Origin of the sequence: Pseudomonas sp. CCI4.2 (genome assembly GCF_034350045.1) — a bacterium.
Classification (GTDB): Bacteria; Pseudomonadota; Gammaproteobacteria; order Pseudomonadales; family Pseudomonadaceae; genus Aquipseudomonas.
This window is the reverse complement of record NZ_CP133781.1, coordinates 759,743-784,957: the sequence shown is the minus strand read 5'-3', so window position 1 is coordinate 784,957 and position 25,215 is coordinate 759,743. Positions and strand designations below refer to the sequence as shown.

Annotated in this window: 20 protein-coding genes and 1 riboswitch; of the genes, 13 read left to right on the top strand and 7 right to left on the bottom strand. The window is 56.9% G+C overall.

Going from position 1 to position 25,215, the window contains the following annotated elements; translation table 11 throughout:
• Nucleotides 1–155 precede the first annotated feature (155 nt).
• The 7 genes from RHM65_RS03475 to RHM65_RS03445 all read left to right on the top strand — a co-directional run bounded on the left by RHM65_RS03475 (nucleotide 156) and on the right by RHM65_RS03445 (nucleotide 8,729).
• Nucleotides 156–1,913 carry a carbamoyltransferase gene (locus tag RHM65_RS03475; RefSeq protein WP_322167330.1) on the top strand — a complete coding sequence of 586 codons (1,758 nt, stop codon included), beginning with the start codon at nucleotides 156–158 and terminating at the stop codon, nucleotides 1,911–1,913.
• Nucleotides 1,897–3,027 (top strand): glycosyltransferase, encoded by a 1,131-nt coding sequence (locus RHM65_RS03470; RefSeq protein ID WP_322167332.1) that lies wholly within the window; start codon nucleotides 1,897–1,899, stop codon nucleotides 3,025–3,027. Before RHM65_RS03475 ends, RHM65_RS03470 begins: the two co-directional genes overlap by 17 nt.
• Nucleotides 3,027–3,923 (top strand): antimicrobial resistance protein Mig-14, encoded by an 897-nt coding sequence (locus RHM65_RS03465; protein ID WP_322167333.1) that lies wholly within the window; start codon nucleotides 3,027–3,029, stop codon nucleotides 3,921–3,923. Before RHM65_RS03470 ends, RHM65_RS03465 begins: the two co-directional genes overlap by 1 nt.
• 8 nt (nucleotides 3,924–3,931) lie before the next feature.
• Complete coding sequence (locus RHM65_RS03460) at nucleotides 3,932–5,338, top strand: PIG-L deacetylase family protein (protein WP_322170681.1); 1,407 nt, start codon at nucleotides 3,932–3,934, stop codon at nucleotides 5,336–5,338.
• Nucleotides 5,339–5,368: 30 nt separating this feature from the next.
• On the top strand, nucleotides 5,369–6,325 hold the full coding sequence (locus RHM65_RS03455) for a glycosyltransferase (RefSeq protein ID WP_322167334.1): 957 nt from the start codon (nucleotides 5,369–5,371) through the stop codon (nucleotides 6,323–6,325).
• Nucleotides 6,326–6,621: 296 nt separating this feature from the next.
• Entirely contained in the window at nucleotides 6,622–7,506 is an 885-nt protein-coding gene (locus RHM65_RS03450) for a glycosyltransferase family A protein (protein ID WP_322167335.1), read from the top strand.
• Nucleotides 7,503–8,729 (top strand): O-antigen ligase family protein, encoded by a 1,227-nt coding sequence (locus RHM65_RS03445; RefSeq protein WP_322167336.1) that lies wholly within the window; start codon nucleotides 7,503–7,505, stop codon nucleotides 8,727–8,729. The genes RHM65_RS03450 and RHM65_RS03445 overlap by 4 nt, the downstream gene beginning before the upstream one ends.
• A gap of 3 nt (nucleotides 8,730–8,732) precedes the next feature.
• Here the strand turns inward: RHM65_RS03445 and RHM65_RS03440 are convergent, their stop codons facing one another.
• Nucleotides 8,733–9,383: a toluene tolerance protein gene (locus RHM65_RS03440; protein WP_322167337.1), complete on the bottom strand. Its 651-nt coding sequence runs from the start codon at nucleotides 9,381–9,383 to the stop codon at nucleotides 8,733–8,735.
• Between the two features lie 106 nt (nucleotides 9,384–9,489).
• On the opposite strand from RHM65_RS03440, the gene msbA reads away from it, so the two are divergent.
• Nucleotides 9,490–11,286 (top strand): lipid A export permease/ATP-binding protein MsbA, encoded by a 1,797-nt coding sequence (msbA, locus tag RHM65_RS03435; protein ID WP_322167338.1) that lies wholly within the window; start codon nucleotides 9,490–9,492, stop codon nucleotides 11,284–11,286.
• Nucleotides 11,287–11,505: 219 nt separating this feature from the next.
• Nucleotides 11,506–12,927, top strand: coding sequence for a bifunctional D-glycero-beta-D-manno-heptose-7-phosphate kinase/D-glycero-beta-D-manno-heptose 1-phosphate adenylyltransferase HldE (gene hldE, locus RHM65_RS03430; RefSeq protein ID WP_322167339.1), 1,422 nt, complete (start codon nucleotides 11,506–11,508; stop codon nucleotides 12,925–12,927).
• A 501-nt stretch (nucleotides 12,928–13,428) separates the two neighbouring features.
• On the opposite strand, the gene RHM65_RS03425 is transcribed toward hldE, so the two are convergent.
• From RHM65_RS03425 to RHM65_RS03410, 4 genes are read right to left on the bottom strand one after another with little or no spacing between them, the layout of a single operon-like run.
• Entirely contained in the window at nucleotides 13,429–14,376 is a 948-nt protein-coding gene (locus tag RHM65_RS03425; RefSeq protein ID WP_322167340.1) for a metal ABC transporter ATPase, read from the bottom strand.
• A 39-nt stretch (nucleotides 14,377–14,415) separates the two neighbouring features.
• Entirely contained in the window at nucleotides 14,416–15,225 is an 810-nt protein-coding gene (locus RHM65_RS03420) for an aldo/keto reductase (protein ID WP_322167341.1), read from the bottom strand.
• Entirely contained in the window at nucleotides 15,222–16,412 is a 1,191-nt protein-coding gene (locus RHM65_RS03415) for an NAD(P)/FAD-dependent oxidoreductase (RefSeq protein WP_322167342.1), read from the bottom strand. The genes RHM65_RS03420 and RHM65_RS03415 overlap by 4 nt, the downstream gene beginning before the upstream one ends.
• Nucleotides 16,413–16,462: 50 nt before the next feature.
• Nucleotides 16,463–16,795, bottom strand: a complete 333-nt coding sequence (locus RHM65_RS03410) for a multidrug efflux SMR transporter (RefSeq protein ID WP_322184245.1) — start codon at nucleotides 16,793–16,795, stop codon at nucleotides 16,463–16,465.
• A gap of 93 nt (nucleotides 16,796–16,888) precedes the next feature.
• Between RHM65_RS03410 and RHM65_RS03405 the strand changes: the two genes are divergently transcribed.
• Nucleotides 16,889–17,773 (top strand): LysR family transcriptional regulator, encoded by an 885-nt coding sequence (locus RHM65_RS03405; RefSeq protein ID WP_322167344.1) that lies wholly within the window; start codon nucleotides 16,889–16,891, stop codon nucleotides 17,771–17,773.
• Between the two features lie 14 nt (nucleotides 17,774–17,787).
• Nucleotides 17,788–19,065: a lipid IV(A) 3-deoxy-D-manno-octulosonic acid transferase gene (waaA, locus tag RHM65_RS03400; protein WP_322167345.1), complete on the top strand. Its 1,278-nt coding sequence runs from the start codon at nucleotides 17,788–17,790 to the stop codon at nucleotides 19,063–19,065.
• 159 nt (nucleotides 19,066–19,224) lie between these two features.
• Here waaA and RHM65_RS03395 read toward each other — a convergent pair whose 3' ends face one another.
• Entirely contained in the window at nucleotides 19,225–20,664 is a 1,440-nt protein-coding gene (locus RHM65_RS03395; RefSeq protein WP_322167346.1) for a TolC family outer membrane protein, read from the bottom strand.
• Nucleotides 20,665–20,805: 141 nt separating this feature from the next.
• Nucleotides 20,806–20,910, top strand: a riboswitch (TPP riboswitch).
• 156 nt (nucleotides 20,911–21,066) lie between these two features.
• Here RHM65_RS03395 and thiC point away from each other — a divergent pair.
• Both thiC and cytX read left to right on the top strand, forming a co-directional pair.
• The gene (gene thiC, locus RHM65_RS03390; protein ID WP_322167347.1) at nucleotides 21,067–22,956 is read left to right on the top strand and encodes a phosphomethylpyrimidine synthase ThiC; all 1,890 of its coding nucleotides are present in this window, start codon (nucleotides 21,067–21,069) and stop codon (nucleotides 22,954–22,956) included.
• A gap of 144 nt (nucleotides 22,957–23,100) precedes the next feature.
• A complete protein-coding gene (gene cytX, locus RHM65_RS03385) occupies nucleotides 23,101–24,393 on the top strand; it encodes a putative hydroxymethylpyrimidine transporter CytX (RefSeq protein WP_322167348.1) in 1,293 nt (430 codons plus the stop codon).
• Here cytX and RHM65_RS03380 read toward each other — a convergent pair.
• The gene (locus tag RHM65_RS03380) at nucleotides 24,362–25,111 is read right to left on the bottom strand and encodes an RsiV family protein (protein WP_322167349.1); all 750 of its coding nucleotides are present in this window, start codon (nucleotides 25,109–25,111) and stop codon (nucleotides 24,362–24,364) included. The genes cytX and RHM65_RS03380 overlap by 32 nt on opposite strands.
• Nucleotides 25,112–25,215: the final 104 nt, after the last annotated feature.

Sequence of the window (25,215 nt, the reverse complement as noted above, 5' to 3'; positions counted from 1 at the left end):
GTTAGATAGTTATTGAAGTGTGGCGGCGGCAACCCGACCACAGGTAGCCTCATTACGCTATAATCCCGCGCTTTAGCTGTTCCTCGCGCCTGTTGCGAGGGCACATTTTTTCAGGCGCACGCCGCCTGCATACAGACTAAAGAGGCTAGACCCCTGTGGCATTGACGATTCTTGGCCTGTCCGGCGCCCTTAGCCATGATCCTTCCGCAGCCCTGTATATCGACGGCAAGCTGGTAGCGGCCGCTGAAGAAGAACGCTTCGTTCGCGATAAACATGCAAAGAACCGCATGCCGTACGAATCGGCAAAGTTCTGTCTGGAACAAGCGGGTATCAAGCCTTCTGATGTTGACGTGGTGGCGATTCCATTCGCGCCAGTCAGCCTGTTTGGCAAGGCTCGTTGGCATTACGCCAAGCGTTACTGGTATGCACCGGATCGCGCCCTTGATGCGCTGTTGATGGGCAACCGTCGCTACAAACGCTACCGCAACAAGATCGTCTTCTGCCTGGAACAGCTGGGCTTTGATCCGAAAAAGATCAAGATCGAACCGGTTGAACACCATTTGGCTCACGCCTCCAGCGCTTACCATTGCTCCGGTTTCAAAGAAAAAACCGCGATCATGGGCATCGACGGCAAGGGTGAATACGCCACCACGTTCTTCGGTTATGGCGAAAACGGCAAAATTCACAAGATCAAAGAGTTCTTCGATCCGGACTCCCTCGGCGGCTTGTATGGCGCGATCACTGAATTCCTCGGCTTCGAAATGCTCGACGGCGAATTCAAAGTGATGGGCATGGCGCCGTATGGCGATGCCAGCAAATATGACTTCTCGCGTCTGGCGACTTTTGAAAATGGCGAACTGGTGATTAACACCGACTACGCCAACGTCGTCGGTTTGCGTCGCTATAAAGAGAAAGGCAAGGGTTTTTACTTCTCGCCGAAATTGATCGAATGGCTGGGCCCGCGTCGTCAAGGCGACGTTGCTGACGAGCCGTACATCCATTACGCGGCCAGCATACAAGCGCTGTTCGAGAAGCTGTCATTGCAGATGATGGACTTTTATCTGGGCGACATCCTCAAGGAAACCGGCAAGCTAGCGTTCGCTGGCGGCTGTGCGTTAAACGTCAAACTTAACCAAAAAATCATCGCTCGCCCGGAGGTCAAAGAGTTGTTCGTGCAACCGGCGTCCGGCGATGCCGGCACCGCAGTGGGTGCTGCCGCGTATGTGTCCCACTCCCGTGGCGTACCGGTCGAGAAGATGGAACACGTCTACCTCGGCCCGGAATACAGCAACGAAGACGTGATCGCCGCGTGCGCTCGTCACCCGAGCAAACCGGTCTGGCGCCAGATCGACAATACCCCGCAGCGCATTGCCAAAATCATGGTCGAAGGCAATCCTGTGGCGTGGTTCCAGGGGCGGATGGAGTTTGGTCCGCGCGCACTGGGCGGTCGTTCAATCATTGGTTGCCCGAGCATTCCTGGCGTGGCTAACCGGATCAACGAACAAATCAAGTTCCGCGAGCGCTGGAGGCCTTTCTGCCCGTCTATGCTGGATACGGTCGGCCCGCAGATGATCAAGATTGATCACCCCGCGCCGTTCATGACCTTCACCTTCGAAGTGGCTGAAGAGTGGAAAACCCGGGTGCCGGAAGTGGTCCATGAGGATGGCACTTCCCGCGCTCAGGTGCTGGAGCGCCGGTTCAATCCGCGCTACTACGACATGATGAAAGCGCTGGAAGAACTGACCGGCAACGGCGTGTCGCTTAATACGTCGCTCAACCGACGTGGTGAGGCGATGATTTGTTCGCCGACCGACGCGCTGAACATGTTCTTCGGCTCCGATCTGGAATACCTGATCATGGAAGACATTTTGGTCCTCAAAGACGGCGTAGACGCTTATGACACGTTCGGCTGATCGCCATGTGCTGCAGTTTTGTCACGGCTATGACGGGCCGTTTCTCGACTGCGCCCGGCAATACGCCAGCTTGTTTGCCGGTAAAGGGTATCGGGTCACTACGGTATTCCTGACCGGCGCCGCTGATCCGGAGGTGGCCGCTGCGTGCGCCTCTGATGAAGTGTTGTTCCTTGAATACAGTTCCAAGGCCATCCGTGGCCTGAAGCTGGGGGCGATTCGCGATCTGCGCAAAATCGCCGCCACGCGTTCTTTCAGTTTCTGCATCGCTCATCGTTTCAAGCCGGTTTACATCGCCTTGTTGGCGACTCGCTTGCCGGTGATCGGTGTGCACCACGCGTTTGGCGACTACCATCGCCGTACCCGCAAACTGTTCGCGCATCTCTTTCGTTGGCGCCTGAGCCTGCTGGGCGTGTCCGACGCAGTGCGCGATGACATGCGTAAAAGCCTGCCGAAGTGGCCGACGGGTCGCATTCAAACCCTGTACAACCGGATCGACGTCGAGCAATTGCAGGCCACTCAGTTGCCGCCTGCCCAAGCCCGTCAAGAGTTAGGGCTTTCAGCGTCCGCATGGATCGTCGGCAATGTCGGTCGTCTGCACCCGGATAAAGATCAAGCAACGCTGCTGCGCGGTTTCGCCTTGGCGCTGCCGAATTTGCCCACTGAGAGCCAGTTGGTAATTCTTGGCACCGGTCGGCTGGAACACGATCTCAAAGCCTTGGCGCTGGAATTGGGCATTGGTTCACAGGTGCTGTTTCTCGGCCAGATTCCTGAAGCCCGCCGCTACTACAAAGCGTTCGATGTGTTTGCGCTGAGTTCGGACCACGAACCGTTCGGTATGGTGCTGCTGGAAGCCATGGTCGCGGGTGTTCCATTGCTGGCAACGGCGGCGGGTGGCGCCAAGGAAGTGGTTGAAGGCGTCGGCATTCTGTTTCCATTGGGTGATGATCAGCGTTTGGCCCAAGGCCTTATTCATCTGGCGACCCTGGATGAATCACAGCGCGCGGCCTGCGCCGAGTTAATGCTGCTGCGATTGCAAGAGCGGTTCTCTGATCAATCTGTGCGCGATGTGTTCTGGCGCTTGCCGCAAGTCATCAGCCTGATCGCGGAGTCGTAATGCTCAACCGATTTCAACGCTGGCGTGAACGTGGCTGGACCCCTATCGATGCCCCGACCTACGCCCAGGCCTGGCAACGCTTTGGTGGCAGCGTCGCAACTCATCCCCTGGTGATCGAACGCTTGGCCGCGCTGGCCGACATCCCTGTGCGTTACCTGGGTTGGGAACAGGGCGGCGAATTGCAGGCCGCGATCCCGACCTGGGGTCGCTCATTGGCGCTGTCAAAAGACGTGCTCAAGCGTAAAGGCAAAAAAGGTTTGTTCGATTTGGGCAATGCCGAGCTGATTTTGCCGGTGGCCAGCGGCGCGCAGGTTGCGCTACGGCACCGAGGACGCTATCTCTCGGCGCTGAATGAAGGCCGCGTCAGTACCCTGAAGCCTCAGCCGGAAGCGCTGGCAATGTCCCGTGCGCCGGAAGAGCTGTCAAAAAAATTTCGCTACAACCAACGGCGTGAGTTGCGGCTGCTGGAAGAGGCGGGCGGCGTAGTGCGCCCCGTCACTGATTTCACCAGCGCTGAATTGGCCGGCATGTATTGCAACCTGTTCCAGCGACGCTGGGGGTTCCCGGCCACGGGCGCTGAACGAATGGCAGACGTGGTCGAATTGATGCGTGAGCTGATGATCGGCTCGGTGCTGTTTCTGAACGATGCACCGATTGCCATCCAGTTGGTATACCGAGTCGAAGCGCCGGAATGGATCAGCGTCGAATACATCAACGGTGGCGTTGATCCTGAAAGTCGAGGCTTTAGCCCTGGTAGCGTCCTCAGCTTCCTTAATACCCAAAGTGCTTGGGAACAGGCGCGCGCCGTTAATAAGCCACTGCGGTTCTCGTTTGGGCGTGCTGATCGCGAGTACAAGGACCGTTGGTGCAATCCCGTGCCGGTGTTTCAGGTATGACCTCAGGGCTGAGCCGAAAGCAGCAGTTGCTCAAGCGCCACCGGCGCAACAAGCGCGCGGTGTTGCTGATCGGCCTACTGCTGCTGGTTGTGATCGGTGTGCTGGTGGCGTGGTGGTTGCCGCTGCTGTTGGCGGTTGTGGGATGGGTAGCCCATGAAGCCTGGTTTGCCGACCATTTGTTTTACTCCCCGAAAGATGATTATTGTTACCGCCTCCCGGAGGACAACGAACAGCTGAATGTCCGTCTGGAGGGCGAGTCTTTGCGATGTGATCACCCGCTGACGCTGACCGGCGATGAAACATTGATCGTTGAGCTGCGAATCAAAAGCTCGTGGCTTGGACGTTTTCTGGACCCCGTCATTGATTTGCTGAGCACCGACGCCAGCGATCAGCAGGCCTTCGAACGCGGCGTCGACGGTTTGCGTTACCTGAATTTGACCGGCCTGGGCGCCTCATTGGCCGACAGCTCGCTGCGTGTGCGCGGACGGTTTTGTCGGGTGTTAGGGCCACCGAGGTTGTGGGTATTTCGCCACACTGATGCCCGCCGTCAGCGGGTCATGGTGATTGCGCCCCACGCCGATGACGCCGAGTTGGCAGCGTTCGGCTTATACAGCCAAGCGGATGAAGCCTGGATCGTGACCCTGACCGCCGGTGAAATCGAAGCCGAACATTATCAGCAGATGGGCATGCCGCCTGCTGAAGCGGCGCGAGTCAAAGGCCGTTTGCGTGCTTGGGACAGCATCGCGGTGCCGCGTTGGGGTGGGGTGCCGGAAGCCCATTGCGTACAGCTCGGGTATTTCTGTCTGCAACTAACTGCAATGCAGGCCTCGCCGGATCAGCCCATTGCATCCCGAGAAGCAGAATTGAGTGATACCCGACTGTTTCGTCAGTTCAATCCGATGCTGTTACCCGGCGATTCGGACGGTGCGCCGACCTGGAACAATCTGTTGGCGGATCTGCGTGCTGTGTTGTTGAAGGCCCGTCCTCAAGTGTTGGTCATGCCGCATCCGTCGATTGACCCTCACCCAGATCACATCTGCGCACAGGCCGCCGTGCTTGAGGCATTGCAAGGCTTGGAATGGCAGCCGCAAACGATTCTCGGCTATGCCAATCACCTCCATGACAACGACCGCTGGCCCATGGGCAACGCCTACACCGGCGTAAGTTTGCCGCCCTATTTTGCAGGCGATGATTTGATCCCTTACAGCCTTGAACTGTCGGCCTCGACACAACGTGACAAGGCCATGGCGCTGGGCATGATGCACGACCTGCAACCGCCAGCGCCTTTCAAGCGCCGGGTCCGTCGTTGGTTGCAACAGCTGCTGGCGGGGCGACGTTGGCCGGCAGAAGGTGAAAACGAATTTTTCAGAAAAGCCGTCCGCCGACACGAGTTGTTCTGGCGCAAGGACAGTTGATTTAACCGGCACTGCGCCTTGAGGAAAACGATGAAGGTTCTATTTCTGGTGCAAAAGGAACAGCGTGCCATTCTGGATCGCCTGTATGAGGGCGTCGCGGAGCATTGCGAATGTGATTTGCGCTGGCTGACTTCGGCGCAACAGCGGAACCTGCGAGGCTACTTCCGGCGTGAAGTGGACGTCACACGTTACGACCGCATCGTTTTCTTTCTTCGCTTCAAACAAGAAATTCGTCAGGTACCGTTTATTCGCACGGTTCCCAATCTGGTCATTCTCGAACACGACGCCTACCAAAATTACATCCCCTGCAAATACACCGGCAAATTCAGCGCGCACTATCGCAAACTGCCGTGGGTGCGGGTGATCAGTTCAGGGTTCATGGTCAGCGAGCGTCTGCGCGAAGAAGGTGTCGACGCGGTGTTTGTACCCAAAGGCTACGACCAGAATTTGTTACAGGACCAAGGCCGCAAGCGGGACATCGAACTGGCCTTCGTCGGCAGCACCAACAGCGTTGCCTATAGCGGTCGTAAGGCGTTGCTTGAAGAGCTAGGCCGGGTGGAAACGCTAGTCGTGACCCGGACCAAATCCGGCGAGGAATATCGCGACACGTTGAATCGGATTCAGTTTTTTGTAAGCGCGGATGTCGGCATGGGCGAATACATGATCAAAAATTTCGAAGCCATGGCCTGTGGCTGCGTATTGTTGGCATTCGATCAAGGGGCCGCCGAGAATAGTGCGCTGGGTTTGATAGATATGCAGAACGTGGTGTTCTACAGCAGCATTCCCCAGTTGCAGGAAAAGCTCGCGCTGCTACGTACCGACCCCGAACTGGCATCGCGAATAGCCATCAACGGAAGAAATCTTGCGGTATCACAATTCAGTTTCGCGGCAATTGGTAAACGCGTTGTCCAAGAGCTTGAGCCTAAACTTCGGGTCCAGGCAAAATTGAGCTGGTTCGACCGTCTTCGAGGAACCGTTGGAATTTGATCGGTGGTTGGACTCAGCTATTGAGTTTGACGGGTATGCTCTCCGAGGACGATGCTGCTCGGATTGATGTGCCCCGAACGAAAATTCAGTACGTGGACATGAGAGGGCAGGCGTTGGAAAACAACACTTCTACTTTAAAAAAATCGGCAGTAAACAGTGATGGCTATGAAACCTACATTGCGTAAGGATGCTCACCTGTTTTTTTTTGGCAGGTGGGATGATCCGCAGGCATCAAGCAGTAGCAAACCACTACGGCAATGGATGCAACGGCAGGAAGGGACGGATTGGACTCGAACATGAAATGGCCTTTGGTCTCGATTCTGGTGCCGTGTTTCAACCACGAGCGCTACATCGAAGAGTGCTTGCTGAGTATCCTTCGGCAGGACTATGACAACTTTGAGTTGATTGTCGTTAACGACGGATCGACCGACGCCAGCGCCGAAAAAATCGAGGCGTTGCGCCAGATCTACGGTTTTCAGTTCTATCAACAAGAAAACGAGGGCGTGAGTGCTGCGCTGAATACGGCCCTGAGTCATGCTGTCGGCGAATTCATCATCACCCACGATTCCGATGATGTGATGCTCGAAGGCCGCGTGCGTCGTCAGGTCAGTTATCTGCAAGAGCATCCTGGCGTTGGCTTACTCGGTGCAAGAGTCATTTATATAGATGCTGAAGGGACGCAGCTCAAACACAGCGAGCCTACCAAGAACTCGGTGCAAAGCTGGACATTTGATCAACTGCTCGCGAGTGCCCATGCGGTGGGTGCGCCTGTTGCGATGTACCGCCGGGAAGCAATCGACAGGGTTGGGGGTTACGATCCAACGATCAAGGTCCAGGATTTTCAGATGACCTTGAAAATTGCTCGCTTGGATTATCGCGTCGATATCTTGCCTGACTTCGTCACCTTGTACCGCCGACACGATACAAACATTTCCAAGGTTGCCTACAAAAGTCAGCTTATTTATGACTTGCAGGTCATCGAATCGTACAAAGACAACCCTGCTTATGCGTCAGCTAAATTGGCCATCGTCAATAAGGCGCTGAAAGAGTCAGTGGTCGCCGACAAAGACTTTGCTCGCGGACTGTTCATCAGCATTCCGGTATACCGTTGGAACAGACTGACGTGGAAACGCTTCAGGCATTTCATCTTCAAATCCAACAAGAATAAAGGTGTTCGGTGAGTCGTAATCTTCAGCAGTCCAGTAACTTCATCGATGGCTTCCACGATATACGAACTCAATTGAGCGCATTGCGCAGTCATTTCGGAATGGCGGGCCAGTTGCTTGGCTTTGGGTTGTTCTGGAGCGTTGCCGGGGTGCTGCTGACGCCCTCGATGAAGTTTTATACCTGGTTAATGACGGCGTTTGTGTATTTACCGTGCATCTATCTGCTGATCAAACGGTTCGGGGATTTTCGGGAAATGGTCCAGGGACGGCGAGAGCTGTGGCTGTTTCTGGTGTTATTCAGTTGGTCGGTTATATCCCTGAGCTGGAGCGGCACGGATGAAAATTATTTAACGCTGATCAAGCGCGAACTGTTTTTCCTGTCGCTGGTGCTGGGCTGGGTCGTGTGGGGCCGGATATTCAATCGACAACTGCAAAGCATGCTGATTATTTGGGGCGCGATGGCTGGCGTGTATGCGCTGGTTTCCATCATTGCGTTTCCAATGCGCGATCTGCCGAGGATTTATGGGTTTGGCAGTTTCATGGATAACCCGAATCCAGCCGGTTATACCATCGGGTTTTTGCTGGTGCTCAGCTGCACTTGGTGGCCTCAACGCCTTTGGGCAAGGCTGGCGTGGGCGGCATTGCAAGCGTGCTCATTGTCGTTTGTCATCATGACCGGCAGTCGTGGCCCGCTTGTTTCATTGGTGGCGGTGGCCGGCGTGGTTATGTTGGTGGGAGGAAGACCGCTCTACAGGATGTTGGCGGTGACATTGGTTATCGCTGCTGTTTGCCTGTTCATGTTTGAACCCTCGTTGTTGCAGCGGGGTGATTCCGAACGGCTGGGGTTGATAAAAAACGCGCTGGAGCTTATACCGCAGCATCCGTGGCTCGGCATCGGCCTGAGCGCTAACTATGCGGTGTCGGCCGGCGGTGCGATTTTCGACCACTGCCATAATTTTGTGCTCGATACCGCGTTGCAATACGGCGTGATATTTACCGCGCTGTGGGTGTTTCTCTGGGGCTGGGTCGGGTTGCGCGCTTGGCGCTGCCGCGATCAAACGCTGGGCATGGCCGTGCTGCTGGCGTGGGTCTTCGCCTCGGTGGCCTTGCAGTTTGATGTGTTTACCCTGTTCGGGCGGGCGCGAGCGATGTGGATGGTGGTTTGGGTGCCGTTCCTGCTCAGTTTGTGCCTGAGTAAAACCCCGGTCAGCGAGCGGCCATTGATTGACCGCGTCTGAATCTTACAACGCCAGCTTTTCTATAAGGGTGCTGCGCTCCCAGCCATGAGTGCTGTGGGCGCTGTAGCTGTTAAAGAAATGTGTGCCTTGTTCTTGAAGCAGCCACTCATGGTCGTTCCGATAGCGGCGCATATGTTGGAAGTTGCGCAAGCACATGCTCTTGCGCAACGGACCGCGCAGGGTGCGCATGTCGGCAATGTCGATCAGCCCCAGTTCGTTGTCGGGTGTCATCACGACATTGCCCAGATGCAACGAGCGAAAATAAATCCCCAGATTGTGCAGGTTTGCAACGAAGCGTCCAAATGCCTGGAGCAAAACAGGATCGCTGAAGTTTGTGGGATCAGCGATGACTTGCCGTAACGTCAAGCCTGGCAACGGTTCGTAATGCACCACATCACGGGAAATAGTGGCGACCCGGTAGGTGGCCAGGATGTCCGGGCAGCGCACGCCGCGCTTCTTTAACTCCACTGCGTTATCGGAAAAACGTTGGGCATAAGGAAAGAATGCTGCCGACGAAATCAGCCGTTTGCGCCGAAACAATTTCATGAAGTTGCCGTCCTCGAGGCGCAGCACCTTGTCTCCGAAGAAATCGGCCTCGATCACCTCCGCATCTTTGCGTAAGGCTTGGTAGTCAGCGTAAGCGAGTGCGAGCATGCGGGCTCCTTCAAAAATGGCCGCCATCATACCCCAGCCGGCGGCCTAGGGTTTAATGGCTCCGGGCTGTGATAGTATTCCGGCTCTCTTTTCTGTACCGATGACTATGAGCAAGCCAGAACAAAGCTCCAGTATGAAAATCTATTTCCGACTGCTGACCTATGTCATGCCTTATATCGGCATCTTTTTCCTCAGCATCATCGGTTTCGTGATATTCGCATCAACCCAGCCAATGCTGGCGGGCATCCTCAAATACTTCGTCGATGGACTGAGTAACCCGGAAGCCGCACTGTTTCCCAATGTTCCCTACCTGCGTGACTTACAGCTGTTGCAAGCGGTGCCGTTGCTGATCGTGTTGATCGCAGCCTGGCAGGGCTTGGGCTCGTACCTGGGTAACTATTTTCTGGCCAAGGTCTCGCTGGGTCTGGTGCATGACTTGCGCGTCGAGTTGTTCAATAAGCTGTTAGTTTTGCCCAATCGCTATTTTGATACGCATAACTCGGGTCATCTGATTTCACGCATTACTTTCAACGTCACCATGGTCACTGGCGCTGCGACCGACGCGATTAAAACCGTGATTCGTGAAGGCTTGACGGTGGTGTTCCTGTTCATCTATTTGCTGTGGATGAACTGGCACCTGACCTTGGTCATGCTGGCGATTTTGCCGGTGATTGGATTGATGGTTGGCAGCGCTAGCAAGAAATTTCGCCGGCAAAGCAAAAAGATCCAAGTTGCGATGGGCGATGTTACCCACGTTGCTTCGGAAACCATCCAGGGTTACCGCGTCGTGCGCAGCTTCGGCGGCGAAAGTTATGAAGAAGAGCGTTTTCGGGAGGCCAGCCAAGGCAACACCGATAAGCAACTGAGAATGAACAAAACCAGCGCGATCTATACGCCGATGCTGCAATTGGTCATCTATTCCGCCATGGCGGCGCTGATGTTTCTGGTGTTGTTGCTGCGTGGCGATGCGACCCCCGGCGATCTGGTGGCTTACATTACAGCGGCGGGCTTGTTGCCCAAGCCGATTCGCCAGTTGTCAGAAGTCAGTTCGACTATCCAGAAGGGCTTGTCCGGCGCAGAAAGTATTTTCGAGCAGTTGGACGTTGAGCCAGAAGTGGACCTCGGCACTGTCGAGCGTGATCGCGTGACCGGCCACCTTGAAGTGCGTAACTTGAGCTTCACCTATCCCGGTACAGAGCGGCAGGTGTTGAACAACATCAGTTTCACTGCAGCGCCGGGGCAGATGGTTGCACTGGTTGGCCGTTCGGGCAGCGGCAAGTCGACGTTGGCAAGCCTGATTCCACGTTTCTACCACCATGGTGGCGGCGGAATTTTTCTGGACGGTGTAGAAATCGAAGAGTATCGCTTGCGTAATCTGCGTCGGCACATTGCCCAAGTCACTCAACACGTCACGCTGTTCAACGACAGCATTGCCAATAACATCGCTTACGGTGATCTGGCAGGTGCGCCTCGCGCCGACATTGAAGCCGCCGCAGCCGATGCTTATGCGTTGGAATTTGTCGAGCAACTGCCGGAAGGTTTCGACACTCAGGTGGGTGAGAACGGTGTGTTGCTGTCCGGTGGGCAGCGTCAGCGCTTGGCGATCGCCCGGGCCTTGCTCAAAAATGCACCGCTGCTGATTCTGGATGAAGCGACCTCTGCACTCGATACCGAATCGGAGCGTCATATCCAGGCGGCATTGGATCAGGTCATGAAAGGCCGGACCACGCTCGTCATAGCCCACCGCTTGTCGACCATCGAGAAGGCCGATCTGATTCTGGTCATGGATCAGGGCAGCATCGTCGAGCGTGGCACTCACGCGCAGCTATTGGCTCAGAACGGCTATTACGCTCGTCTGAATGCTCTGGGGCTTGATGAACCGGTGGTTGCGGGTATCGCGTAGCATTCAAACGGTTCTATTTGTCTGTAGGAGCCAACGTGTTGGCTAAAGGACTCACGATTTGGTTGTCAGGTGTGCAGCCTCGCCAACACGTTGGCGCCTACAGATATATTGTCTTACACCTTAAGTCTCCTGAATCCTCGGCTGTTCAGCCACCTAGAGTTCCCTCTCCAACCCTGTGCTAAGATTCCGCTCTTGTTCATTCTAGTAACGGGTTGTTTGATGAAGTTGTCCATGCCGCGTTTTGATCAGGCGCCTGTCTTGGTGGTTGGCGATGTCATGCTCGACCGTTATTGGCATGGCGGTACCTCAAGAATTTCACCTGAGGCGCCCGTGCCAGTGGTCAAAGTCGAGCAAATCGAGGACCGCCCGGGCGGTGCCGCCAACGTTGCCCTGAACATCGCCGCCTTGGGCGCGCCAGCTTCTTTGGTTGGCGTGACCGGGGAAGATGAGGCTGCCGACAGCTTGGCCAACAGCCTGAAAGGCGCAGGCGTGAATGCGCGCTTCCAACGCATCGCCCATCAGCCGACCATCGTCAAGTTGCGGGTCATGAGCCGTCACCAGCAACTGCTGCGGATCGACTTTGAAGAATCGTTCGCCACTGACTCGCTGGCGCTGAGTGCCGATGTCGAAGACATGCTCGACGGCATCAAAGTCATGGTGCTGTCCGACTACGGCAAAGGTGCGTTGCAAAACCACCAAGTGCTGATTCAGGCCGCACGGGCGCGTGGCATTCCGGTGTTGGCTGACCCAAAAGGCAAAGACTTCTCTATTTATCGCGGTGCCAGCGTACTCACGCCGAACCTCAGTGAGTTTGAAGCCATCGTGGGTCATTGCGCTGACGAGGCTGAATTGGTCGCCAAAGGCGCGCAGTTGATGAGCGAGTTGGACTTGGGCGCACTGTTGGTTACCCGTGGCGAGCACGGCATGACCCTGCTACGTCCCGACCAGCCTGCGTTGCACCTACCAGCCCGTGCCCGTGAAGTGTTCGATGTCACCGGTGCCGGCGATACGGTCATTTCGACCCTGGCGGCTGCCATCGCCGCAGGTGAAGATCTGCCTCACGCCGTCGCGCTGGCTAATTTGGCAGCAGGGATCGTGGTCGGCAAGCTCGGTACAGCGGCCATCAGTGCACCGGAACTGCGTCGTGCCATTCAGCGTGAAGAAGGGTCGGAGCGTGGCGTTCTCAGCCTCGAGCAACTGCTGCTTGCGATTGATGATGCGCGCGCGCACAAAGAGTCGATTGTGTTCACCAACGGCTGCTTCGACATCCTCCATGCAGGGCATGTAACCTATCTCGAGCAAGCACGCGCTCAGGGTGATCGGTTGATCGTAGCAGTCAACGATGACGCGTCTGTCAGCCGCCTGAAAGGGCCGGGCCGACCAATCAACAGTGTCGATCGGCGCATGGCCGTGCTGGCAGGCTTGGGCGCGGTGGATTGGGTGATCAGCTTCCCTGAAGGCACGCCGGAACATCTGCTGTCTCAGGTCAAGCCAGATGTGTTGGTTAAAGGCGGGGATTACGGCATCGATCAGGTCGTCGGTGCCGAGATCGTTCAGGCGTACGGCGGTACGGTCAAAGTGCTGGGGCTGGTTGCCAACAGCTCAACCACGGCAATCGTCGAGAAAATCCGCAATCAGTGATGTGAAGGCTCCTAGTGGTCTGGTGTGGTTTGACTGAGGCTCTGTGGGACCGAATTTATTCGGGAGTGGATTTTCAATCCGACCTCGTACGTGTCTGACACGACGCCTTCCCGGATGAATTCGGTCCCACCGATTCTGGCGACACAGAACTTTCTGTAGGAGCTGCCGAAGGCTGCGATCAGATTTTCAGTGCCTACTATTCCGTGTCTGCCAAAAGTCTCTGTGGGAGATGGCTTGCCAACGAAAGCGTTAATGCCGGCGACCCAGGTTTCAGGTCGACATTAGCGGCGTGATTATGGGCCTCTTCGCAGGCAGGCCTCCCCACAGTATCGGCGGCTGCTTGCTATCAACCGCGTCAATGAAACCCCCGAGTCGTACCGGCTTCGCAGCCTTCGCCAGGTCCTACAGTTGTCCGTGTTTGCTTCGACAACGCGTTGACGGACCACCTCAGGGCATGAATGAATTCGATCCCACAGGGGGGGGCACACAGAGGCGCGCAAATTACAGATGCCCGCGGGCGAGCTGCATCAATTTACCGGTCAAGCGTTTGAGCCCGGTCTTTTTCGGCGGCGGGGTCATGCCTTGCTGTCGTAGCCAGTCCTTCCAGCGAATCCGCTCTTCCCGTACGACCCAGCCCTCTTGTGCTGCAAAGCTTTCCGCCAGGTACAGACCACGAGTTCCCGCCGGTTGCAGTTTGTCGCGCTTGAGGGTGTACAGCTCTGCTTTGGGCACGCCGTCTTCCAGCGGCATCAAATACAAGTCCGGTTTGCTGCGGTTCAAGCGCGCTACCAGTTCATCGTTTTCCAGGCTTTCATCGACATGGAATAGGCTGAGCGGGCGAGCGTCTTTCGGCACTTCCAGGCGCATGTCATAGATCAGCTGCAGCGATGAAGTGGGCAAATGCACGTAGGCGCGCGGGCGTTCCATCAACATCATGTTGCCGCAGCGCACCGGTCTTGCCGCCCCAGACAACGGACTCAACCGAAAGGGCAGGGCCTCACGGTAGTGCAGCGCCGACGCGTAGGGCGCTGGCAGCCACGTGTCGCCGAAGCGTCCGCTTAGCCAGCCTTGTGGCGTTTCGATCAGGCATTCTTCGGCAACTTCCTGAATAGCCGTGTGCAGCGGTAGATTAAGCTCGTGGGCGGGCACATAACCAGAGATCAGTTTTAACACCACATCACCACGGTCTTGCCGACGCTGGCGGACCAGTACCCAGTAATCACGGTTTTGCCAGTTCAGGGTCAGCCGCACTGAGACCCCGAGATTGGCCAACTCAACCGAAAATCGTTCGGCATCGGGTACGTCGATCTTGCGACGACGTTGCAGTGTTTGGGAAAAATTCAACGGCATGCCGACGCTCTGGTAACTCAAACCTTCAGGCGTGGCATCGACAATCAATGGCAGGGTTTTAAAGTTGCTGGGGTTTTTCCGAATCAACGTTCGCGGCATTGCGGCTCCTTCGTTCGTTGGGGTCAGCCGTCGCCAGATTCAGGTTTGGCCAAGAATCACGGCGGCAGCAATTGCCACGTTATGGGCCAGGTGCAGCGGATTAATCGTTCCGACAATAGCACTGGCAACACCAGGATGCGCAAACAGCAGTTGGAAGCTGGCGTGAATCGGGTCAATTCCAGGGCTTAGACAGACATGCCCGCTGGCCAGCGCTTTCTTCACCAGAACGGCTTTTCCATGGCTGGCGGCGTAGTCCAGAACCGGCCTTTCAGTTTGCTCGTTGAGATTGTAGGTGACCATGGCGCAATCGCCTTCGCGCAACGCGAGTAAGCCGCCTTCAACGGTTTTGCCGGAGAACCCATAACCGCGGATTTTGCCCTGTTGTTTCAATTCGGCCAGTGCTTCATAAACCCCGGATTCATTGAGTACGGCCAGATCGTTGCCGTCAGAATGCACGAGCACTAAATCGATGAAGTCGGTTTCAAGGCGTTTAAGGCTGCGCTCAACTGACAGGCGGGTGTGGGCGGCGCTGAAATCATGGCGTGACTGACCACCTTCGAATTCTTCCCCGACTTTGCTGACGATGACCCACTCATGACGCTGCCCACGCAACAACGGACCGAGCCGTTCTTCGCTGGTGCCATAGGCCGGGGCCGTATCAATCAGGTTTACCCCTAAGTCTCGCGCCAGTTTAAGCAGCATTTCTGCTTCACGGTCGTCCGGAATTTTGAAGCCGTTGGGGTATTTGACCCCTTCATTACGGCCCAGCTTGACGGTGCCCAGACCCAGAGGAGAAACACTCAACCCCGTGCTGCCCAATGGGCGATGGAATGGGTGCAAGGTTTTCATGGCAGCAGCCGATCCCACTCCGGTACCGCCATCGGCGGTTTTGGCAGTCCGACCAATGGTAACTGCGGTGTCGGATGAACCCCGTCCCGTGCCAAAGCCGCCAAAACCCGATCTGCAAAATCGGGAGCCAAGGCGAGTTTGGTGGGCCAACCCACCAGCAGGCTTTTCTGCACAGACAAGTACGCGTTGTCTGGTCGGACCAGGCCTGACTGCGCGGGCTCTGCGCGATCAATACGCAAGGTCGCCCACTGTGCCTGGCTCAAATCGACCCACGGCAGCAAATTACCAAGTTCTTTTTTCGCTGCCGCAATTTGTGCCGCAGGATCGCGGGCTACACCGTCAGCTTCCGACAAGTCGCCGCCGAGGTACCAGACCCACTGGCCGTCAGCTGCTGGATGAGTCGTGACCGTGACCCGAGGTTTTGGTCCGGCGCCGAGGCAGTGGGCGTACAGCGGTTTCAGCGTCGGACCTTTGACCATTACCATGTGCAGCGGGCGACGTTGCATGATTGGGAAGGTAACGCCCATCGACTTGAGCAACTCGGCATTGCCTGCGCCTGCGCTCAAGACCACTCGCTGAGCATGAATCTCACGGCCATCGACCCGCAGACCGGTCAACTCTTGCCCGGCATACAGCGGTTCGATTTTTTCGCCTGCCAGCAAACTCTCGCCCGACAACTCGGCGAGGCGCTCAATCAAGCTGGGCACGTCGATCACAAGCTCAGCCAGCCGATAGACCTTGCCTTTAAATGCGGGATTTTGCAGCGCGGGCGGCAAGTCAGTGCCGGTGACTTGATCAACGCGACCCCGCACGGCTTTGCTGGCGAAGAAGCTGGTGAGGTTGCCCGCGATAGTGCCCGGCGACCACAAGTAATGGGCATCGGATAGCAGGCGCACGCTGGACAGGTCAAGCTCGCCTTTTCCCGACAATGCGTCACGCCAGCGGCGAGGCATGTCAGCGATGGCTTCCGATGCGCCACTCAGGGCGCCATGCAGCGCGTATTTGGCACCGCCGTGGATAATCCCTTGGGATTTTGTGCTTTGCCCGCCGCCGAGGCTGGCGTTTTCCACCAAAACAGTCGAGAACCCCTGACGGCGCAAACGCGCATTGAGCCAAAGACCGGCAACGCCGGCGCCGACAATCAGTACGTCAGTGGTCAGGATGGAGGGAGTGGGCACAGATGGCATGAGCGACCTCAGTGGCTAGACGAATCTGGCCATTATAGAGGATCGCGTTTTCAATGCCCGGCGGTTTTTGAGAACAGCTGAATCACCACCACACCGGCCACAATCAGGCCCATGCCGAACATCGCCGGCACATCGAGTTTTTGCCCGTAAACGAACAGCGCCGCGATGCTCACCATGACAATTCCCATGCCGGCCCAGACCGCGTAAGCAACACCCACCGGGATGCTGCGAACCACTAGCGTCAACATCCAGAACGCGATGCCATAACCCACGATGACCAATAGCAGCGGCACAGGCGTGCTGAACCCTTTGACCGCTTTCATGGAAACGGTGGCTATGACTTCAGCGCAGATGGCGATGGCCAGATAGTAGTAGGCGGTCATGGTGTTACTCCTTTTCATAAGCTGCGCATTCTAGCGGTTCAACAGATGGGGTAAAGTCATTACCCATATCCTAAATCGATAGGTAGCCCGCCGATGCAATGGAACCTTGAGCAAATGCGTCTGTTCGTCAGCGTCGCCGAGCAGCGTTCGTTTTCGGCCGTAGCCCGTGACATGAAGCGCGCTCAGTCAGCGGTCAGTAGCGCCATCGCGCTGCTGGAAGCCGATTTGGGGGTGGTTCTATTTGAACGCAGCAGCGGTCGGCAACCCCGATTGACCGAGGCCGGTGGTGCGTTGCTGGAAGAGGCGCGAGAGTTGCTGCGTCAGTGCGAGCGCCTCGATGGCCGGGCGCTGGCATTGATGCGCGGTCAAGAGGCGCGCTTGCGCTTGGCCCATGACGAAGCCATGCCTTATCAGCCGGTGCTGGACAGTCTCGAAGCCTTGGCCGAACGATTTCCGACGCTGGAAATGCAACTGGCCAGCGGCGCTCAGGGCGATGTGGCGCGCAAGCTGGTTGAGCGTCGAGCGGATTTGGGTTTGCTGTTTCACCACGAACAGATGCCCCAGGCCCTGGAGCGCCGGGTCTTGGGCAGCGTCGAGATGGTCACGGTGTGTGCGGTGGGGCATCCGTTGGCGGGCGAGCCTCGGGTGAGTCGCCAGCTATTAGGTCGCCACCGTCAGCTATTGATCGCGCCCCAGCAAAGCGGCTACCCCGGCGGCGAACAGATCAGTGCGCAGGTCTGGCGCGCTGACAGTTTCTACGTGATGGCCGAGCTGCTCATGCGCGGCCTCGGTTGGGCCTGGCTGCCGCGACATGTGGTGCAGTATCCGGCCTATCAAAACCTGATGGTTGAGCTAATCAGCGACTGGACGCCGCCCGCCTTGGTGGTGGAAATGGTCTGGCGCCGGGATGAACCGCTGGGCCCGGCGGCGAGGTGGTTGGCCGATAGCTTTGCCCAGCATCTGCAAGCGATTGGCTGATAAACTCCGCCGCCATGAATAGAGTCCTTTATAGCGTGTTGTTTCACCTAGGCTTGCCGCTGCTAGCCCTGCGTCTTTGGCTGCGGGCGCGCAAAGCCCCTGCTTATGCGCAACGGATCGGCGAGCGTTTCTCGTTTGGCCTGCCAGCCATGCAGCGCGGCGGAATTTGGGTGCACGCCGTTTCCGTCGGCGAGAGCATCGCGGCGGCGCCGATGATTCGAAGCCTGTTGGCCCGCTACCCGCAGTTGCCGGTTACCGTGACCTGCATGACGCCCACTGGCTCGGAGCGGATCAAAGCCTTGTTCGCGGGCGAATCCCGGATTCAACATTGTTATTTACCCTACGATTTGCCGTGGGCTGCGGGGCGCTTTTTGAATCATGTCCAGCCTCGGTTAGGGGTGATCATGGAAACTGAGCTGTGGCCTAACCATATTCACCAATGTGCCAAGCGCGCAATCCCGGTGGTGCTGGCTAATGCCCGGTTGTCCGAGCGTTCAGCGCGTGGCTACGGGCGTTTCGCCAAGTTGACGCGGCCGATGCTGGCTGAGATGAGTGGTCTCGCGGTGCAGACTGAAATAGAAGCGCAGCGCTTTCGTGATCTAGGCGCACGACCGGAGTGTGTTGAAGTCACCGGGTCGATCAAGTTCGACTTGAGCATCGACCCGCAGTTGTTGATCCGGGCGGCAGATTTGCGTGAGCAGTGGCAGTCCGTTCAGCGTCCGACGTGGATCGCGGCCAGCACCCATGCGGGCGAAGACGAAACCGTGTTGGCGGCCCATCGGCAACTGCTGATCAGCCATCCCGACGCGTTATTGATTCTGGTGCCGCGCCACCTTGAGCGCTTCAACAGCGTTTACGATTTGTGTCAGCAGCAAGGGTTCGAAACGGTTCGTCGCTCGACCGCGCAGCCCGTCACCTCCACCACCTCGGTGCTGCTGGGCGACACCATGGGCGAGTTGCTGTTTCTTTACGCAATCGCTGATTGTGCGTTTGTCGGCGGCAGCCTGGTGGCCAATGGCGGGCATAACCTGCTGGAACCGGCAGCATTGGCCAAACCGGTGCTAAGCGGTCCCCACCTGTTCAACTTTCTGGAAATCGCCGCACTGCTTCGCGCTGCCGGGGCGTTGCAAGAAGTGAGCGATGCGAAAGGGCTGGCAGTAGCAGTGCAACAGCTATTCGACCAACCCACGAAAGCCCAGCAAATGGCCGATGCCGGATTGAAGGTAATGCATGCCAACCAAGGCGCGTTGCAGCGTTTGTTGGACATGCTGGCGCGGGTGGCTGGGTTGTAAGCTCATGCCAATATCTGTAGAGCCAACTTGTTGGCGAGAGGACGGAGGCAGTTCGTCAGGTAAAACGCCTCGCCAACCAGTTGGCTCAGATTGAGTTCCTGTGTCGGACCTATACCGGGAAGGCGCTGTGTCCGACGTTGATGATGTTGTAGGCAGCAATCACTTCTCTGACGGCTTTTGGAAGTTCTTCGCCGACTCTTTAGCCAAGTCCGGCGGCAGGAAGTCTTTATCCGGGTTGTAATCAGCTTTCAAATACCGGGACAAGTCCTGCAAGTCCCCCGGATTCAATGTCCCGGCTGCTTGCTTCAAACGCAGGTTGTCGAGGATGTAGTCATAGCGCGTGTTGTTGTAATCGCGCACTGAGCTGTAGAGCTGACGTTGGGCGTCGAGCACGTCGACAATGTTACGGGTGCCCACCTGATAGCCAATCTCAGTCGCTTCCAGTGCGCTCTGGTTAGAGATGATCGACTGCTTGCGCGCCTGGACCTGCTCAACATCGGTGTTTACCGCGCGGTGCAGGTTACGGGTGTTTTCCACCACTTGGCGACGCAGGCTTTCACGCTGCTGTTCGCTCTGGTTCAGCCGTGCATAAGCTTCGCGCACTTGAGAGCTGGTCAGGCCACCGCTGTAAATCGGAACATTCAACTCGATGGCAATACTGCGTTGCTCAACGTCGCCGCCATAGTTTTGGCCGGTGAAGTTCGGGTTGCTGAAACCGAACGCATCGTTATCGCCACGCTTGTAGCTGGCAACGGCATCCACGGTCGGTGCGTGACCGGCCTTGCGTTGGCTCAAGGTTTTTTCTGCCGCCGTCACGGCGTAGTTACTGGCGAGCAAGTTCAAGTTTTGTTGTGATGCCGTGTCCACCCATGCCTTGGCGTCATTGGGGGTTGGTGGCAGCACCGGTAAGGTGTGAACAATGCCTTCGATGGAGTTGTATTCGCGATTGGTCAAGGTCGCCAACGCCTGGAACGCATCGTCCACCTGGCGCTTGGCAACAATGCGATTAGCCCGTGCCGTGTCGTAGCTGGCTTGCGCTTGCAGCACGTCGGTCTTGTCTGACAGACCCACATCGAAACGTTCGTTGGACTGGTCAAGCTGACGTTTGAATGCAGCTTCTTCGGCCTTGGTCGAGGCCAAATTGTCTTCGGTGCGCAAAACCGTGAAGTAGTCTTGAGCGCTTTGCAAAATCAGATTTTGCTCAGTAGCGGAAAGCTGCAGGATCGCCTCTTCGTTGACGTCTTTCGCGGCTTGAAACTGGTACCAGCGGTCTGCACGGAAAATGGGTTGGCTCAACGTGGCCTGATACACCGTGCCACTGCGAGTGAAGTTCGCCGAGGGCTGATCGATCTGGGTGCGAGTGGTTTGCACGTCAGCGCCGGCAGACAGGTTGGGCAGTAATCCGGCGCGAGCCTGGGGCACCACTTCTTTTTGCGCTTGGTAGTTAGCGCGTGAGGCCGCCAGGTCTGAGTTGTTATCCACAGCCTCTTGGTAGACGTTGACCAAACCCGTCTTGGTCGGCAAAGGCACGTCAGCAGCCCAGACCATTCCATTGGAAGCACAAGACACGGCAAGAGCCAGTGAAAGTTTGCGCAGCATGAGGCGTTCCCTAAAGAGAGTAATAAATCGCGTAGCGAGTGTAGTGCCCGGCTTAGTTCGCAACAATCCTGCATATCGGCCATTTATCGAGTGATATTCAACGTTATTGGCGTTATGCCCATCTCTTGCACTAGACTGGCGTCGTTCTTGTCGGGGTGCCTTGCTATGAGGCTGAGATCGGTTAATCCGGATCCCGTTGAACCTGATCAGGTTAGCGCCTGCGTAGGGAACAAGATTTCTCGTCTCCCGGCGAGTCCTCTTGAGTGTCGTCCGGGGTCGATTGTTCATAAAGTGAACAGTAGCGCTTCCTTTCTATGCTCAGCACCGTTCTTGGTGCACCCGTCCGTTTCAGGTTTGCTCCGACAATAAATCCGCCGCTGGATGACGTCTGGAGTGCCCGTGATGAGTTCAAAATTTAAAAACACCGCTAACTTGAGTGAATCGGCCCAAGTCGATTCAGGATCAGTTCAGCCGTTTACCCGTTCGCAAAAAATCTACGTTCAAGGCTCGCGCCCAGACATTCTGGTGCCAATGCGCGAAGTCAGCCTGGACGTCACACCGACCGATTTCGGCGGCGAGATCAATGCTCCTGTGGTTATTTATGACACCTCAGGCCCATACACCGACCCGAACGTGATCATTGATGTGCGCAAAGGCTTGGCTGACATCCGTTCGCCGTGGATCGATTCGCGCAACGACACCGAACGCCTGTCGGGGTTGAGTTCCAACTTCGGCCAGCAGCGTCTCAGCGATGTCGAACTGACCAAGCTGCGCTTTGCCCATGTGCGCAATCCGCGTCGGGCCAAAGCAGGTGCTAACGTCAGCCAGATGCACTATGCGCGTCAGGGCATCATCACCGCCGAGATGGAATACGTCGCCATCCGCGAAAACATGAAGCTGCAAGAAGCCCACGCGGCCGGCCTGCTGACTCAGCAACATGCCGGTCACAGCTTCGGCGCCAGCGTGCCAAAACACATCACCGCTGAATTCGTCCGTGACGAAATCGCCCGTGGTCGCGCCATCATTCCGGCCAACATCAACCACGTTGAGTTGGAGCCGATGATCATCGGCCGTAACTTCCTGGTGAAAATTAACGGCAACATCGGCAACAGCGCACTGGGCTCTTCCATCGAAGAAGAAGTGGCCAAGCTGACCTGGGGCATCCGCTGGGGTTCGGACACGGTCATGGACTTGTCCACCGGCAAGCACATTCACGAAACCCGTGAGTGGATCATCCGCAACTCACCGGTGCCAATCGGCACCGTGCCGATTTATCAGGCGCTGGAAAAAGTCGACGGGGCGGCCGAAGACCTGACCTGGGAGTTGTTCCGCGACACGCTGATTGAACAAGCCGAGCAGGGCGTGGATTACTTCACCATCCACGCTGGCGTGTTGTTGCGTTATGTACCGCTGACCGCCAAGCGCGTCACCGGGATCGTTAGCCGTGGTGGTTCGATCATGGCCAAGTGGTGCCTGGCGCATCACCAGGAAAACTTCCTGTACACGCATTTCGAAGACATCTGCGAAATCATGAAGGCCTACGACGTCAGCTTCTCGCTGGGCGATGGCCTGCGTCCGGGTTCCATTGCCGACGCTAACGATGCGGCGCAATTTGGCGAGCTGGAAACCCTCGGCGAACTGACCAAAATCGCTTGGAAGCACGACGTACAAACCATGATCGAAGGCCCAGGCCACGTGCCGATGCAGTTGATCAAAGAGAACATGGACAAACAGTTGGAATGCTGTGACGAGGCGCCGTTCTACACCCTCGGTCCGCTGACCACCGACATTGCTCCGGGTTACGACCACATTACGTCAGGTATCGGCGCGGCCATGATTGGCTGGTTCGGTTGCGCGATGCTTTGCTACGTCACGCCGAAGGAACACTTGGGTCTGCCGAATAAGGATGACGTCAAGACCGGGATCATCACCTACAAGATCGCGGCCCATGCGGCGGACTTGGCAAAAGGGCATCCTGGCGCGCAAATCCGCGACAACGCCTTGAGCAAGGCCCGGTTTGAATTCCGTTGGGAAGACCAGTTCAACCTAGGCCTCGATCCCGACACAGCACGCTCGTATCACGATGAAACCCTGCCAAAGGACTCGGCAAAAGTCGCGCACTTCTGCTCCATGTGCGGGCCGAAATTCTGCTCGATGAAGATCACCCAGGAAGTGCGCATCTACGCGGCTAACCAGAAAATCGACACCGTGGACGCTGCCGTGCAGGAAGGTTTGCGTGAGCAGGCCGAGCGCTTCAAGCAGGAAGGTAGTCAGTTGTATAAGAAGGTTTGATTTGAACCGATGAAAAATCCCCTGTAGCAGCCAACTTGTTGGCGAGGGTGACTGCGCGGTTTTTCAAATTGACCGCGTCGTTTGCTTCGCCAGCAAGTTGGCTCCTACAGGTTTTGGATAAACCGCTCCTCCGAGATCACACCCGTGACTATTGCATCCAACACCTACTCTCCCGACATTCCTGTGCCTCTGGGCAAGCGTGTGTTCGGCGGGCGAGATCTGTTTTCCCTGTGGTTTTCCCTCGGCATTGGCCTGATGGTTCTGCAGACCGGCGCGTTGTTGGCACCGGGGCTAGGGATGTCAGGTTCTATGCTGGCGATTTTTCTCGGCACCCTAGTGGGCGTATTGCTGCTGGCTGCCGTTGGTGTAATTGGCAGCGATACCGGGCTTTCAGCCATGGCGGCGCTTAAGCTCAGCCTCGGCACCCACGGTGCATCGCTGCCTGCGATTTTGAACTTGGCGCAACTGATTGGCTGGGGCGCTTTCGAGATCATCGTGATGCGCGATGCCGCCAGTTTGTTGGGGGCACGGGCATTTGCCGACGGCAGCCTGTGGGCGAACCCGTTGCTCTGGACTCTGGTTTTTGGCGCGCTGGCGACCTTTCTGGCCGTCAGTGGCCCGTTGACCTTCGTCCGTAAGGTCCTGCGCAAGTGGGGCATTTGGCTGTTGCTGGCCTCCTGCGTTTGGCTGACCTGGAACTTGTTGACCAAGACCGATCTGACCGCGTTGTGGGCCCACGCCGGCGACGGCACGATGCCGTTTGCCGTCGGTTTCGACATCGCCATCGCCATGCCATTGTCTTGGTTACCGTTGATTGCCGACTATTCGCGCTTCGGCAAGCGCGCCAAAAGCGTGTTCGGCGGTACGGCGTTGGGCTTCTTTATCGGTAATTTCTGGCTGATGAGCCTGGGGGTGGCCTACACCCTGGCATTCGCGCCAAGTGGTGAGATGAGCCCGCTGTTGCTGGCGCTGGCCGGTGCCGGGATGGGTATTCCGCTGCTGTTGATTTTGATCGACGAATCGGAAAACGCCTTCGCCGATATTCACTCGGCAGCGGTCTCCAGTGGCATTCTGCTGCGGATCAAAGTCGAGCACCTGGCCTTGGGTATCGGTGTGATTTGCACCTTGATCGCCTGCTTGGCGCCATTGGCGCAATACCAGAACTTCTTGCTGCTGATCGGCTCGGTCTTCGCGCCGTTGTTCGGCGTGGTTTTGGTCGATCACTTCATCCTGCGCCGTCGCAGCCTTCAGGCCGCTACCGTCGGTTTTCGCGGGATGAGCCTGTTGGCGTGGTTGGGCGGCGTCAGCACTTATCACCTGCTGGCGAATCTGTACCCGGATGTGGGCGCAACACTGCCAGCGCTGGTGGTGTCTGGCGTGTTGCAATTGCTACTGGGCCGAGTATTTAGTCGCGGCTCGGGAACAGTTCTGGCTTGAGGATCCCATTGAGCTGAAGGTAAGACATCTTCAGCTCAATGTGGCCCATGGCGTACGGTGCAATCGTCGTCACGCCGTATTTCAGGATGACTCCGCCATACGTCAACGCGACGTTCGGGGTTTTCTGGAACGGCCAGGCCTGCACGAACGCCGGGTCCTGAGCGACTTTGGTATTGATCATCCATTCTTTGTGCGCTTGTTGCGCCGTCAGCCAGAAAGCATCTTCCTCACCAGGCACTAACATGTCTTGCAGCGTCAGGGCCTTGTGCAACGGGCGAGAATAGTTAATGAACGCGCGCCCCGGCGTGCCGTGTTCGCCGCCGTTTTCCAGGTAGCTGGACAGTTCAATGATCACCAGACCGTCATGCTGCTCACGTACTTTGGCCTGCAAATAGCTGTTGGTGCTGTTCGGCGCTTGCTGCAGGAATTGCTGTTCATAGGCGTTGAGCGATGCCGGTAATGGCGTAGCCCCAGGCGTATTCCGAGCCATCTGCAGCAGCGTGTTTTGGATCAGGCTGTCCAGATTCGGTTCGTCTGGGAAATGCACGGTGTCAACGTTCACCAAGGGACAGTCCGGCGTTGCGCAGCCCGGTTTAATCTGTTCCGAGGCGTCACGCTGAGCGTCGAGCGGTGAGTGAAAATTGGGTTGAAACAAGCTTTGGCAGGCGCCCAGCGCCAGCGCGAAGCAAGCCAGGGTAGTGATCCTCAACAATGACATGGTGATCCTTGGCAAAAACAAAAAAGGCGGGTCGACGTGCTTCGACTGCAAACAGCTCCATCAGTTCGCCACTACGCTAACTTGATGTCGTCTGCGGGCTGCTA

Excerpts from the sequence above, each read along its gene's own strand:
- RHM65_RS03470 (WP_322167332.1), top strand. The coding sequence starts at position 1,897 with ATGACACGTTCGGCTGATCGCCATGTGCTGCAGTTTTGTCACGGCTAT.
- RHM65_RS03465 (WP_322167333.1), top strand. The coding sequence starts at position 3,027 with ATGCTCAACCGATTTCAACGCTGGCGTGAACGTGGCTGGACCCCTATC.
- RHM65_RS03455 (WP_322167334.1), top strand. The coding sequence starts at position 5,369 with ATGAAGGTTCTATTTCTGGTGCAAAAGGAACAGCGTGCCATTCTGGAT.
- RHM65_RS03450 (WP_322167335.1), top strand. The coding sequence starts at position 6,622 with ATGAAATGGCCTTTGGTCTCGATTCTGGTGCCGTGTTTCAACCACGAG.
- RHM65_RS03440 (WP_322167337.1), bottom strand. The coding sequence starts at position 9,383 with ATGCTCGCACTCGCTTACGCTGACTACCAAGCCTTACGCAAAGATGCG.
- msbA (WP_322167338.1), top strand. The coding sequence starts at position 9,490 with ATGAGCAAGCCAGAACAAAGCTCCAGTATGAAAATCTATTTCCGACTG.
- hldE (WP_322167339.1), top strand. The coding sequence starts at position 11,506 with ATGAAGTTGTCCATGCCGCGTTTTGATCAGGCGCCTGTCTTGGTGGTT.
- RHM65_RS03425 (WP_322167340.1), bottom strand. The coding sequence starts at position 14,376 with ATGCCGCGAACGTTGATTCGGAAAAACCCCAGCAACTTTAAAACCCTG.
- RHM65_RS03420 (WP_322167341.1), bottom strand. The coding sequence starts at position 15,225 with ATGAAAACCTTGCACCCATTCCATCGCCCATTGGGCAGCACGGGGTTG.
- RHM65_RS03415 (WP_322167342.1), bottom strand. The coding sequence starts at position 16,412 with ATGCCATCTGTGCCCACTCCCTCCATCCTGACCACTGACGTACTGATT.
- RHM65_RS03410 (WP_322184245.1), bottom strand. The coding sequence starts at position 16,795 with ATGACCGCCTACTACTATCTGGCCATCGCCATCTGCGCTGAAGTCATA.
- RHM65_RS03405 (WP_322167344.1), top strand. The coding sequence starts at position 16,889 with ATGCAATGGAACCTTGAGCAAATGCGTCTGTTCGTCAGCGTCGCCGAG.
- waaA (WP_322167345.1), top strand. The coding sequence starts at position 17,788 with ATGAATAGAGTCCTTTATAGCGTGTTGTTTCACCTAGGCTTGCCGCTG.
- RHM65_RS03395 (WP_322167346.1), bottom strand. The coding sequence starts at position 20,664 with ATGCTGCGCAAACTTTCACTGGCTCTTGCCGTGTCTTGTGCTTCCAAT.
- thiC (WP_322167347.1), top strand. The coding sequence starts at position 21,067 with ATGAGTTCAAAATTTAAAAACACCGCTAACTTGAGTGAATCGGCCCAA.
- RHM65_RS03380 (WP_322167349.1), bottom strand. The coding sequence starts at position 25,111 with ATGTCATTGTTGAGGATCACTACCCTGGCTTGCTTCGCGCTGGCGCTG.